This is a genomic window from Azospirillum sp. UENF 112521, from assembly GCF_058780665.1.
The window spans coordinates 148109-159947 of record NZ_JBSNCI010000007.1 but is presented as its reverse complement, the minus strand read 5'-3'; the positions used below and the strand labels follow the sequence as shown (position 1 = coordinate 159947).

Here is an 11839-nt window from a genome sequence, read left to right as displayed (position 1 = left end):
CCACGGTCAGGCCGCGCCGAAGCGGTTGAACAGCTGGTCGTCGCCGTTGGGCAGGATGCCCGGCACCAGCCAGTCCTTCAGGGCATAGACGTTGACCTCGTGGGTCAGCCAGATGAAGGCGGCGGACTCGTCGATCAGTTTCTGCGCCTCGATGTAGAGCCGGGCGCGCTCGGCCGCGTCGGTGATGGCGCCGGCCTTGGCGAACAGCGCGTCGTATTGCGGATTGTTCCAGCGCTGCCAGTTCCAGCTGCCGATCTGGGCTGCGGTGAACCATTGCAGCTGGAAGGACGGGTCGGCCTTGCCGCCGAAACGCTGGAGCGACAGCTCCAGAGTCTTGCCGGCCTCGCCATTGCCGGCCGACCAGTAGCTGCCGCCCTCCTGCACGTCGAGGTCCAGCGCGATCCCGGCCTCGGCGAGCTGGGCCTGGATGATGATGCCGGCATTCTGGTAGGCCGGCTTGTTGAGCAGCGTCAGCCGGGTGCGCAGGCCGGAGACGCCGGCCTCGGCCAGCAGTTTCTTCGCGGCGGCGACATCGCGGGCGCGGCGCGGCGCATCCTTCCAATAGCCGAGCAGTCCCGGCGCCACCGGGGCATAGGCCCGGCCGACCGCGCCGTTGTAGGCGCCCTCGATCACCTGATCGACGTCGATGGCAAGCCGGATCGCCTGACGGACGCGCAGGTCGGTGAAGGGCGCCTTCTCGACATTGATGCCGATCCACACGAAGTTGATCGAGTCCTGCTTGAGGATCCTGGTTCCCGGGATCTTGCCGACATCGGCGGCATTTGCCGGTTCGATGGCGGTGAATTGCAGCTCGTCGGCGCGGAAGGCCAGCTCGGCGGTCTTGGGATCGCGCACCGGCCGCAGGACGATCTCCTCGAAGCCGGGCTTCGACCCCTGGAAGTCCGGGTTGGCGCGCAGGACGACGCGCTCGTTGGGACGCCATTCGGCCAACCGGTAGGGGCCGGTGCCGATGACCTTCGTCGGCTGGTCGGCACGGTAGGCCCCGGCCTCGAATGCCTTGCGCGAGATGATCAGGCCGGAATTGTCGGGCAGCACCACCTGCCACAGCGCCGGGGCCGGGGTCTTCAGCTTGATGCGGCCGCTGTGGGTGCCGGTGACCTCGACCTCCTCCAGCGCCGCCAGATCCTTGCCGTGCAGCGGAAGCTTGCCGTCGGGACCGGGCTTGATCGCCCGCTCGAACGAGAACTTCACGTCGTCGGCGGTCAGCTCGCCGAAGCCGTCGTGGAATTTGAGGCCGGGTTTCAGCTCGAACTCGATGACGGTGTCGGACACCTGCTCGATGCGCCTGGCCGCCGACAGTTCCCACTCGAAGCTGCCGGGCTTGAAGGCGATCAGCCCCTGCAGGACGGAGCGCAGGATGTTGCCCTCCGGATAGCTCAGCCGGTTCAGCGGGTCGAAGGGCGGCTGCACGTCGCGCGGCAGCGCCAGCGTGATGCTCTTGCGGCCCGCTCCCTTCTCGGACTGGGCGAGAACCGGCAGGGAGAAGCCGGTGCCGGCGACACCGAATGCCGCCCCGGCGGCCAGAAGCTGGCGCCTCGTCACATCGACCATGGTGGTGATCCTTCCTGTCTTGCGTGCGTTTTCGATGGTGCGTGCGTTTCGGATGGATGGGGGTCAGCCCGGCGCCGGGTAGCCGGCGGCCAGCGCCTCGGCGGCCCAGCGTTCGGTGACGGCGTAATCCGCCGGATCGGTAACGGCGAACCCGGCCAGCACCAGCGCGTCGCGCACCGCCTCCAGGGCGGGCGCCTCGCCGCTGGCCAGGAAGGCGGCGCGCAGGGCCTCCACGGTCTCGTCCGGGACCGACGGGCTGGCGACCAGCGGCGGCATCGGCACCGGGTCGGTGCTGGCGACGATGCGGATGCGCTTTCCTAGTTCGGGATCGTGGCGCAGCATAAGCTCCAGCGTGTAGCCGTCGAGCGGCGCCACATCGGCGCTGCCGTCCAGCACGGCGTCGAGCACCCGCTTCGGCGTCACGCAGGGACCGACCGTGGCGGCGTAGAGGTTTGGCCGTTCAGCCGTGCGGAAGCGCAGCAGATGGTGCCGCGGGGCGTTGTAGCCGGACTGGGAGTGGTCCACCGTGAAGGCCAGCCGCCCGCCGAAACTGTCCTCCAGCCGGTGGATGGCGGACTCCGCCCGGACCACGAAGTCGGTCCGGTATTCCGCCCGCACGCCATAGCGGGCCGCCGCCGGCACCGGGGCGGCGACGATGCGGTGCCGGGAGCCGGCGCGCACGAAGGGCCAGCCGCACATGAAGGCGGCGCCAAGATCGTCACGACTCCACAGATCCTCCAGCCGGGCCGGGAATGCATGGTCGAGCACCGCAAGCGGCACGCCGGACCGCGCGGACACCCAGTCGAACAGCGCCCGCCACGCAGCGGCAGCATCGGCGTTCGGCGCGTACATGCGCGCATTGGCGGCCAGCGCCCCGCCTTCCCCGCTCCCACCCGTGACCACCATATTTCACCATAGTTCTGTGTTTTTCTGATTTTAGCCGATTAAATTGATAGACAAATATCGTAGGGATCAATAGGAAAATGATTGGGAAACTACAGATGTGATCTGGAAATGCGGCAGGACCCTTTGGTGCTCGGCGCCGGCCCGTTGACGATCGAGGCGGTGGTCGCGGTGGCGCGGCAGCGGCAGACCGTCATCCTTGATCCGCTGGTGACGCCGCGGATTGCCGCGGCCCGCGCGGTGGTCGAACGGCTGGCGGACGCTGAAGTCCCGGTCTATGGCCTGACGACCGGGCTCGGAGCCGGCGTGGACACCCGGCTGACGGCCGACGACCTCATCGTCTTCCAGCAGCGGGCGGTTCCGGCCCGCGCCGTCGGGGTGGGGCGGCACCTGCCGACCGACATCCTGCGCGCAATGATGCTGGTCCGCGCCGCCGGTTATGCCGCAGGCGGCAGCGGGTCGTCGCCGGCGATGTTGCAGGCACTCGTCGCCGCGTTGAACGCCGGCTTCCATCCGCAGGTGCCGTCCAAGGGTTCCATCGGCGCCGACGATCTGGCTCCGCTCGCCCATCTCGGCCGCGCCCTGCTCGGCGACCCGGACGCCGAAGCGGAGGTCGGCGGGGACATCCTGCCCGCCGATGCGGCCCTCGCGCGTGCCGGACTGACGCCACCGGTCCTCGGTCTCAAGGACGGTCATGCCGTCGTCGTCGCCAACGCCCTGTCGGTCGGCCAGGGATGCTTGGTACTGGAGGATGCCCGCGTGGCGCTGGACGCGATGGACGCGGCGGCGGCGCTCAGCTGCGAAGGGTTCCGGGCACAGTTGGAGCCGCTCGACCCGCGCGTCCAGCAGGCACGGCCCGCCCCCGGACAGGCGGAGGCGGCGGCCCGGCTGCGGGCCTTGTTCGCCGGCAGCGCGCTGGAGAAGCCGGGGGCCGCGAGGCGCCTCCAGGACCCGTTGAGCTTCCGCTGCCTCGCCCCGGTCCATGGCGCCGTCCGCGTGACGCTGGAGGCCGCGCGCGAACCGGTCGCCATCGAACTGAATGCCGCCGCCGACAACCCTCTGGTGGTCATCGCCGAAGAGGGCGAACAGGATTGGATGCTGCACAACGGCAATTTCGACATGACCGCCCTGGTTCTGCGGTTCGAGGCGTTGGGACAGGCGCTGGCCCAGGCGGCGACCATGGCCGCCCACCGCACGATGAAACTGATGTCCCCCGCGGTTTCCGACCTGCCGCGCTTCCTCACCCCGCAGGGCCAGAGCCGCACCGGCTTCGCCACCGTCCAGAAGACGATTGCGGCGCTGGAGGCGGAAATCCGCCATCTCGCCTTGCCGGTCTCGCTCGGCGTCCTGCCGGTTGCGGACGGCATCGAGGACCATGCCTCGATGGCGCCCGCCGTCGTCGCCAAGACCGGCGAGATCGTCGAGCGGCTGCGCTGGCTGACCGCAATCGAACTGGCGGCGGCGGCACAGGCGGTGGATTTGCGCGGCCCTCTCGTTCTCGGTACCGGCACCCGTGCGGTGCATGCTTTCGTCCGCGGCCTCGTGGCGCCGCTGGAGGAGGACCGCTCGCAAGGACCCGACTTCGAGCGGCTGGCGAGAGCGATCGCGGCTTCGCCTCCATCCTTCGCGACCGCCACATCCAGATGATCGCCGAAACCGGGCGGATGAGGTGGCAGCAGACCGGCGGCGATAACAAGAGGGCCGGCGTGGAGAGCCAAAGGGCGCGCTGAAAGGGCATCCTCGGCGAGAGGCCGCGACGTCAATCCGATCGGTTCAAGGTCTCGACCAGCCGGGCAGCGCCAATCGCTCCAGGCAGCGGGCGACACGACGGAGGTCGGCTGCCTTCCTCCCATGCGCCGCGAAGTGCTCACGCCACCGCGTCGTGACGGCCAACACGCCTCTCACGATGTCGGCGGCCTCTTCCATCGAAAGCCCAAACCGCCCGCTATCCGACAGCAGGGTCTGATGGCTGGGCGTCGCTCTCCGGCGCCCGACAGAGATGGCCTGAATGTCCCAGGGCGATGTGACTGCTGAATGCGGTTTGCCGCGCCGTCACCCTGAACCGCACCGGCGCAGGGCTGCCGGACGAATGACTGGCCGGGCTTAGTCCGACCTGCTGCATAACCGGGTGCTGAAGGCGGTTTGAACGGGCGCGGCGCGCTGTCCGATGGGAACCGTTCCCATCGAACGGACCGGCATGACCACACGTTTGAGCGGGTCGGCGGTCATCGGCCCGTCCATGGCACGGGGGCGCCGTGCAATGGGAACCGTTCCCATTGCACGATCCCCCGACTACGCCTTGCGCTGTTCAAGCAGCGTGTCGATCAGCGACCGCATCCGCATCAGCCGCTGCCAATCCTCGTCGGTCAGCGGACGCGGCTTTTCGACCAACGCGCTGATGGTTTCCTGAGCCCGGTTGAGGACGCGGAACACCCGCTGCGGCAAGGCGCTCAGCGCCATCTCCGACGAGCCGTCGGCCGGGTTGTGGGGAAGGCGCTCGCCCTCCTCCTCGGCGCTCTTGCGCTGCGGCGGCTCGCCATCCGGATCGGGATTTCCCGGCTCGTCACCGCTCTTCCATTGAGCCCACATGGCAAGGGCGGACGCTTCCGACGCGGCCCGGGTCAGGGTGAGGAGGAAGCGGAGCGTCGGCTCATGCTCCGCATATTCCTTGCGGACCAATCCAGGCAGGGATTGCAGGCGGAGCAGCTTGGAGATCATGCTGCGATCCTTGCCGACGATGCCGGCAAGCGCCTCGTCCGTGTAGCCGTGACGCTCCTTCAGCCCCTGCAACGCGTCGGACTGCTCGAACGGAGACAGGTCGACACGCTGCACATTCTCGACCAGCGCCACCTCGAGCGGATCGCCGGCGGTCAGGACCGCGGTGATGGTCGGCCAGCCCAGCGACCGGGCGGCCCGCCAACGCCGCTCGCCCCACACCAGAAGATATTCGCCGTTGGCCTGCTGCTGCACACCGATCGGCTGCTTCAGGCCATGCCGGTCGAGCGAGGCGGCGAGAGATGCCAGATCCTCCTCCCGGAAGATCTTGCGCGGCTGGTCGGGATTGGTCACCACCAGCCCGATGTCGCAGGCGAAAGGCCGCTCGAAAGGGACGGCCTTGCCGGTCAGCGCGTTGCTGTCGAGCCGCACCGGGCTGGCGCTGTTCTGATCGCTGCTCTTGGCGATAAGCCCCATGTTGGAGCGCGGAATGCCCTTAGCCATGCGTCATCACTCCATGACCGGCCGGAACGATGCGGCGGTCGCGTTCCGCGATCAGGGTCTGCACCACCAGATCGAAGGTTCCGATCCCCGGCGCCTTGGCGTTGAAGGCGACCAGCGCATCGCCGCCGGCTGAGGATTGCGGGTAGAGCGTGGTGTTGGGGATCGGCGGGAAGATGTGAACCTCCTGCCCGTAGGTGTCGTGCATGTCCTTCAGGGTGGCCTGATCCTGGGTCGTGCGGCCGGAATAGAAGGTCGGGACGATGCCGAGCAGCGACAGGGTGGGATTGCCGCGTTCGCGCACGAAGTCGATCTGTTTGCGCAGCGTGCCCATCCCCATGAAGGCGAGCGGCTGGGTCTGGCACGGGATCAGCACCGTGTCGCTGGCCACCAGAGCGTTGGTCACCAGATGCCCCAGCGTGGGCGGGCAGTCGATGAGGATGAAATCGACGCTGCGGCGCAGTTCGGCAAGACGGCTGCGCAAGGTGTTGTGCGAGAACTGCTGGGCGGCAAGCTCGGTCTCGCTCTCAGCCAGCTTGAGGGAGGAGGGCAGCACCCGGAGGCGCGGGTTGCGGGTCTCGACCAGACACTCCTCCGCCTTCGCCGCCCCCTTGAGGACATAATAGAGGGTCTTCTCGGCTTCCTCGCAGGCGACGACGTCGACACTGAGATGGATGCCGGCGTTGGCCTGGGGGTCGGAATCCACAAGCACGACTGAATAGCCGCGGTCGGCCAGCATGCGGCCGACATTGACGCAGCCCGTGGTCTTGCCGACGCCGCCCTTCTGGTTCGCCAGCGACACCACCAGCGCCGGGCCGGGCTTCTCGACCGGAAGCACCGGGTGCTTGCGGACAAAGGCGACGACGGCCTGCGGAATGCGCTCGCCGCCATTCTCCCAGCGCGAAATCCGCTGGCGGTCGTAAGAGCGGTCCAGGCCCTCGTTCAGGAAGGCCGCGAAGTCTTCCCTCGATTGCCCGCGCGCCTCCCGGTACGCCTTCAACTGTTCGCCGAGCATGCCCCCTCCCCAATCCGTCAAGTCCAGCCGGGTCACCGATAGTGTGAGACACTCACACCTGTCAACGCCGTTCGGATGGGCCGGCCATGCCCGCGTTAGCGTCTCGCCGCCACCCTGGCTTTTCGGCAACACCGGCGAACGCTGCGATCAAGGCCTGGACTCAGGGAAAACGGCGGATGCAGGGAGCCTCGGCCAGCCGCGTGAAACCCGGAACCGATGGTCTGGGCAGGGCGGCACCCGCCAGTTTGCGGAGACACTCGGCGAGCTGGCGTTCCTTCGCACAGGCTTCCTCGCACAGTGCCCGCATTTCGGCGATGCTCGGCCGCCATTTCCGTGTCCGGCGCCAGCTGCGCGCCGCCTGGTCGATTGCCCACCCAGGAAACTCGCCCAGATCCTCGACCCAGTCCATCGCAACCAGCTGCTCCACCTCGGGTGTCAATCCCTTGGCGGGGTAATGCGACAGCAGCGCCAGGATACGGCCGAGCAGCCGGTCGGGCTCCACCGGGGCCAGGACCGATCCTTCGAGGTCGGCCAGCGCCCATTGCGCCATGGCGGCCTGCCGGGCGGTGACGGTGGCGGGTGGCGACCAGATCTCGGATAGGCCGTCGAAGCCATTGTCACCGAAGCGCGGACGGTGTTCGAGCCGGCCGGCGGCCAGGATCTCGCGCAGCGGTTCCGGCAAGGCGTCAACGAGCAGCCGGCGGCGGTCGCCCGCCGGCATCGCGGGGTCGAAGGGCAGCGGTGAGCGCTCCGGCACCGGCATCAGGGCGGCGGCTGACATGGAGGCTGACATGGCGGTTCTCCTCACAGCCAGGAACGGGGTTCGGTCTTGGTGTCCCTGAGCCGCGCCGCGACGGTCATCCAGGCATTGACGCGCTGTTCGGCAGAGCTTTCGCGTGGCCGGGAGGCCGGCGGAGCGGAATGCGGAAGGGAGCCCCCGGTCGCCGCAATCCTGGCAGCGGGTGCCTTGCCGGCGGCCGCATCCTGGATCAGCCAGGCGCGCCACGCCGCGGAGATGTCGCGGTAGCGGTAGCCATGTGCCTGACAGCGCAGGACGAAGCCCTCGACATGCCGGCCGAGATCGACCGTGCCGAAACGGCTGCCCGCCCAGGCGAGATCATCGGCGGTCGGCATCCAATCCGCAGGCACGTCGGATAGCTGTCCGCGCCCGCCCGTGGCGAGCGAGTTTGGAATCTGTTCGGAATGGAGGTGTTTCTGACTCGCTGGCGGACAGGGGGCGTTCACGACCGAGTCATCCCTGTCCTCCGCATGGACAGACCCGCTGGCGGCGGGGCGCGGCACCTCCTCCGCGGCCCTGACCCCATCCCGCTCGACGCGCAGCCGGTAGAGGCAGGACAGCCGGGAGCCGTCACGGCCGCGGCGGTGCTCGATGCGGACGAGACCGATGTCGTCCAGCCGTTGCAGGATTCGGTTGATTGTCGGGCGCGACCGCTTGAGTTTGGCGGCGAGCGTCGATTGCGACGGCCAGCAGACGCCTTGCTCGTCGGCAAAGGTGGCCAGTGCCGCCAGGATGGCGAACCCGTCGGCGTCGAGATCGGGGTGGTCGAGCCACCAGGCGGGAATCCTGCCCCAGCGGCTGGTGCTGTCGGTCGGCGAGCTGCGCATCGGGTGCTCCTGCGAGGTCTGGCAATCGGCACGGGCCGACGGATCTGCAGGAAGGATTCCCCGAGGGACGGGCATCGGCCAAATTGCACCCGGCGCCCACCGTTAGGTGTCGGGTGCAGATGCGTAGGTGCCGGATGCGGCCCGGTAGGATGCGGGTGCCGATGGATAGGCACCGGGTGCAGAAACACTGCGAATCGGAGCGGTCCATCTGCACCCGGCTCCTATCGGGGACCGGCGCTGGACTCCGCACACGGCCGCAGCGGCAGGAGGGGCCGGACGACAGTCCGCTTTCTGCACCCGGTGCCTACCGTATAGAGGCTTGGCCGTTACACCTGGGAGAATCGCCGGTGGCGTTGCTGCACCCGGCACCTACCGACCGATTGCCGGCGTGACGGCCCTCACGGATGGGTAGGCATCGGGTGCAGATCGCTGCGGAGGCTGGAGATCCCGGCGCCTCGGGGGGCGCCCCAGGGACCGTCTCCGGAATCCGGCCGGGCATTTCCAGCCCGATTCGGACGGGTTTCCGGTAGGTGCCGGGTGCAGAAAGGAATGTCCGGCAGCCGGTCCCGCATTTTCCTGCACCCGGTACCTACCGGTCCGCACCCGGTACCTATCGCTTCTGCACCCGCAACCTAGCTATCTGCACCCGGCACCTACCGGCTTGGGGGAGGGCATGCCAAATCCGTCGTTGCGCATCGGACGTCCAACCCCATAGCGTGTATCGCTGGAGACGTGGCTGGAGACCCCAAGATGTCGAGCAACACACCGGGCGGAAAGGGCGACGTGAAGCAGATGGCGTTGCCGCTCCAGTTCGCGCTGTTCGAGATCGACGAGCCCGACGACGCCAAGCGCACGACCCATTTCGTCGGCCTCTACGATGTCGCGCCCAAATGGGTCTTCTTCGCCTCCGATGTCGCACGGTCCAACGGCCGCAAGCGCTCCGCCGGCGCGGTCGACGCCGCGGAGCCCGATCCGGCCAAGCCGCGGTTCCTGCGCCAGGTGAAGCGCGAGTTCGTCTTCAACGACAAAAGCTATTCGCTCAAGATCCTGCCGGCCCGCATCGAGCGCCGGGTGAAGGAGGGCGCCACCGAGGTCGTCGAGGAAATCGACATGTTCCCCGGCGAGAAGGAGCAGGTCGTCGAAGAGGTCATCCGCCGGCTTGCGGCCGAGAAGGCCCGGCTGTCGACCGGGGACAAGGACTCCATCGTCTTCAAATTCACCCTTTACGAGGTGATGCAGGAGCTTCGGCGGGTCAAGCACACGCTGAGCCTGCCGGAACTCAAGGAAGCGCTTCTCGTCCTGCGCCGCTCGACCATCGTCATCGCAGAGAAGGGCGGGAAGAACGCCCTGCTCGATTCCAGCGTCTTCCCGCAATTGTGGATGCGCAACCAGGACGTCAATGCCGGCGGCTCGCCGGACGAGAACGGCAGGGCCGACGTCGAGACCGCCGTGCAGTTCAACTGGATGGTGGAAAACACCATCCGCAGCGTCGAGCAGCAGCGCATCTCCTATGAATGGCTGATGCGCATCGCCAACCCGTTCTCGCGCTGGCTGTTCAAGCGCGTGGCCTTCACGCTGCTGCAACGCCATCACCAGGACCGGTCCAGCATCGAGATCACCGCGCGGGAAATCATGCGCGACAGCGGCATGACGGAATGGGCGCGCTGGTCGAACATGCTCCGCTGGATTTCCGACATCGTCGACGTGCTGCAGAAGGTCGGCGCTCTGGCGGAGGTCGAACGCGAGGTCGTCAAGGTCGGCAAGCGGCACGACGACATCATTTTCCGCCTGCGTCCGTCCGACCTGTTCCTGCATCAGATCGCCGAGGCGCATCGGGTATCCGCCTGGAGCCGGCGGGAAATCGCCCGTGCGGCCGACGCCGAACAGGCTCCGGGCAGCTTCGTCCGGGTCGATTCCAGGGAACTGGCCGACACCCGGCGCCGCCGGAAGGCCGAACTGGTGTCGATCGGCGAGGACTGAGCGAACCCGCCGGGCCGCCGGTTTCACTCGCTCTGCGGCGCCACCACCCGCATCACGAACCCGGTCGGCTTCGCTGTCGGGCCGAAGGGGCCGGGGACCTTGTTGGCGACCGCCGGCAGGCTCTTCAGGTAAGCGGCGATGGCATAGGCGTCGGCGTCCGTCAGGACGGAGAAGGCCATCCACGGCATCACCGGCGCCAGCATGCGCCCGTCCGGCCGCTTGCCGGTCCGCAGCGTGGCGACGATCTGATCCTCGCTCCACTCGCCGAGCCCGGTCGCTTTGTCCGGCGTCAGGTTCGGGCCATGGAACACGCCCAGGCCCGGGATCTCGAAGCCGACCTCCGACCCGCTCAGCGCGTGGGCGAAATCCGGCTTGCCGAGGAAGTTGCCCGGCGTGTGGCAGTCGTTGCAGCCGCCGAGGGCGACGAGATACTTGCCGCGCTCCACCCTCTCATCAGCGCGGGCCCCATCGGCGTGGAAGGCGAGAGCGGCGGCGGACAGCAGGAGGGCGGTGCACAGGGTTTTGCGGAACATCGTCGGCAACTCCGGATGATCAGGCGGCGAGCGCGCCATGGACGAGGGACTGGACCGCCGCGACCACCGCGTCGGCCTGGGGAACGAAGGCCTGCTCCAGCGGGAAGCTGGCCGGGGCCGGGGCGTCCGGGCCGGTCAGCCGCAGCACCGGCGCCCGCAGGCTGGCGAAGGCCTTTTCGGCGACCAGCGCCGCGACCTCCGCCCCGACGCCGCACAGGCGGCTCGCCTCGTGCACGACCACCAGCCGGCCTGTCTTGGCGACCGACCGCAGGATGGCGTCCTCGTCCAGCGGCTTCAGGCTGCGCAGGTCGAGGACATCGGCGGAAATGCCGGCCTCGGCCAGCCGGTCGGCGGCAGCCAGGCAGGTGCCGACGGTCTTGGCGTAGGAGACCAGCGTCACATCGTCGCCTGTCCGCCGCAGTGCGGCCTGCCCCAGCGGGATCGCGTCGATGTCGTCCTGTACCTCACCGGCGCTGTAGCCGAGCGCGATGTCGGCGAAGACCAGCACCGGGTTGTCGTCGCGGATCGCCGCCTTCAGCAGCCCCTTGAAGTCGGCGGGGGTCGAGGGCATCGCCACCTTCAGGCCAGGGCTGTGGACGAACCAGGATTCGATGTTGTGGTTGTGCTGGGCGCCGACACCCCAGCCGGCGCCGGTCATCGCCAGCACCACCATCGGGAACTTGAACTGTCCGCCGGAGATGTAGCGCAGCTTGCCGGCGCTGTTGACGATCTCGTCCATCGCGTAACAGAGGAAGGGGGCGAACAGCAGGTCGATCACCGGGCGCAGGCCGGTGGCGGCGGCCCCGGCGGCGGTGCCGGCGATGATGCCCTCGGCCAGCGGGGTGTTGCGGACGCGGGCCGGGCCGAATTCGCCCAGCAGGTCGCGGCGCTTGGTGGCGACGCCCTCGCCGAAGATCAGCACGGAGGGGTCGCGGCGCATCTCCTCGGCCAGCGCGGCGGAGATCGCATCGTTCACGGTCATCTGGGTCATGAT

The 11839-nt window shown here is 68.4% G+C and carries 10 protein-coding genes; 2 read left to right on the top strand and 8 right to left on the bottom strand.

Going from position 1 to position 11839, the window contains the following annotated elements:
• Window positions 1–6: 6 nt before the first annotated feature.
• Window positions 7–1572 carry an ABC transporter substrate-binding protein gene (locus tag ACWPN8_RS29495; protein WP_492243332.1) on the bottom strand — a complete coding sequence of 522 codons (1566 nt, stop codon included), beginning with the start codon at window positions 1570–1572 and terminating at the stop codon, window positions 7–9.
• Between the two features lie 63 nt (window positions 1573–1635).
• Window positions 1636–2478 carry a phosphate/phosphite/phosphonate ABC transporter substrate-binding protein gene (locus tag ACWPN8_RS29490; RefSeq protein ID WP_492243331.1) on the bottom strand — a complete coding sequence of 281 codons (843 nt, stop codon included), beginning with the start codon at window positions 2476–2478 and terminating at the stop codon, window positions 1636–1638.
• Between the two features lie 126 nt (window positions 2479–2604).
• Between ACWPN8_RS29490 and ACWPN8_RS29485 the strand changes: the two genes are divergently transcribed.
• Window positions 2605–4122 (top strand): HAL/PAL/TAL family ammonia-lyase, encoded by a 1518-nt coding sequence (locus ACWPN8_RS29485; RefSeq protein ID WP_492243330.1) that lies wholly within the window; start codon window positions 2605–2607, stop codon window positions 4120–4122.
• A gap of 645 nt (window positions 4123–4767) precedes the next feature.
• Here ACWPN8_RS29485 and ACWPN8_RS29480 read toward each other — a convergent pair.
• The 4 genes from ACWPN8_RS29480 to ACWPN8_RS29465 all read right to left on the bottom strand — a co-directional run bounded on the left by ACWPN8_RS29480 (window position 4768) and on the right by ACWPN8_RS29465 (window position 8332).
• The gene (locus ACWPN8_RS29480) at window positions 4768–5694 is read right to left on the bottom strand and encodes a ParB/RepB/Spo0J family partition protein (protein ID WP_492243329.1); all 927 of its coding nucleotides are present in this window, start codon (window positions 5692–5694) and stop codon (window positions 4768–4770) included.
• Window positions 5687–6706 carry an AAA family ATPase gene (locus ACWPN8_RS29475; protein ID WP_492243328.1) on the bottom strand — a complete coding sequence of 340 codons (1020 nt, stop codon included), beginning with the start codon at window positions 6704–6706 and terminating at the stop codon, window positions 5687–5689. The genes ACWPN8_RS29480 and ACWPN8_RS29475 overlap by 8 nt, the downstream gene beginning before the upstream one ends.
• A 160-nt stretch (window positions 6707–6866) precedes the next feature.
• Complete coding sequence (locus ACWPN8_RS29470; RefSeq protein WP_492243327.1) at window positions 6867–7499, bottom strand: hypothetical protein; 633 nt, start codon at window positions 7497–7499, stop codon at window positions 6867–6869.
• Between the two features lie 11 nt (window positions 7500–7510).
• Window positions 7511–8332 (bottom strand): helix-turn-helix domain-containing protein, encoded by an 822-nt coding sequence (locus tag ACWPN8_RS29465; protein ID WP_492243326.1) that lies wholly within the window; start codon window positions 8330–8332, stop codon window positions 7511–7513.
• Between the two features lie 750 nt (window positions 8333–9082).
• Between ACWPN8_RS29465 and ACWPN8_RS29460 the strand changes: the two genes are divergently transcribed.
• The gene (locus tag ACWPN8_RS29460; protein ID WP_492243325.1) at window positions 9083–10312 is read left to right on the top strand and encodes a plasmid replication protein; all 1230 of its coding nucleotides are present in this window, start codon (window positions 9083–9085) and stop codon (window positions 10310–10312) included.
• A 23-nt stretch (window positions 10313–10335) separates the two neighbouring features.
• Here the strand turns inward: ACWPN8_RS29460 and ACWPN8_RS29455 are convergent, their stop codons facing one another.
• Together ACWPN8_RS29455 and ACWPN8_RS29450 are read right to left on the bottom strand one after the other, a co-directional pair.
• Window positions 10336–10845 carry a c-type cytochrome gene (locus tag ACWPN8_RS29455; RefSeq protein ID WP_109452196.1) on the bottom strand — a complete coding sequence of 170 codons (510 nt, stop codon included), beginning with the start codon at window positions 10843–10845 and terminating at the stop codon, window positions 10336–10338.
• A 19-nt stretch (window positions 10846–10864) separates the two neighbouring features.
• Entirely contained in the window at window positions 10865–11836 is a 972-nt protein-coding gene (locus ACWPN8_RS29450) for an alpha-ketoacid dehydrogenase subunit beta (protein WP_492243324.1), read from the bottom strand.
• Between the last annotated feature and the right edge of the window lie 3 nt (window positions 11837–11839).

What these genes read in the sequence shown, in the direction of transcription:
- ACWPN8_RS29480 (WP_492243329.1), bottom strand. Translation starts at nt 5,694, where the DNA reads ATGGCTAAGGGCATTCCGCGCTCCAACATGGGGCTTATCGCCAAGAGC.
- ACWPN8_RS29495 (WP_492243332.1), bottom strand. Translation starts at nt 1,572, where the DNA reads ATGGTCGATGTGACGAGGCGCCAGCTTCTGGCCGCCGGGGCGGCATTC.
- ACWPN8_RS29450 (WP_492243324.1), bottom strand. Translation starts at nt 11,836, where the DNA reads ATGACCCAGATGACCGTGAACGATGCGATCTCCGCCGCGCTGGCCGAG.
- ACWPN8_RS29470 (WP_492243327.1), bottom strand. Translation starts at nt 7,499, where the DNA reads ATGTCAGCCTCCATGTCAGCCGCCGCCCTGATGCCGGTGCCGGAGCGC.
- ACWPN8_RS29490 (WP_492243331.1), bottom strand. Translation starts at nt 2,478, where the DNA reads ATGGTGGTCACGGGTGGGAGCGGGGAAGGCGGGGCGCTGGCCGCCAAT.
- ACWPN8_RS29465 (WP_492243326.1), bottom strand. Translation starts at nt 8,332, where the DNA reads ATGCGCAGCTCGCCGACCGACAGCACCAGCCGCTGGGGCAGGATTCCC.
- ACWPN8_RS29460 (WP_492243325.1), top strand. Translation starts at nt 9,083, where the DNA reads ATGTCGAGCAACACACCGGGCGGAAAGGGCGACGTGAAGCAGATGGCG.
- ACWPN8_RS29455 (WP_109452196.1), bottom strand. Translation starts at nt 10,845, where the DNA reads ATGTTCCGCAAAACCCTGTGCACCGCCCTCCTGCTGTCCGCCGCCGCT.
- ACWPN8_RS29475 (WP_492243328.1), bottom strand. Translation starts at nt 6,706, where the DNA reads ATGCTCGGCGAACAGTTGAAGGCGTACCGGGAGGCGCGCGGGCAATCG.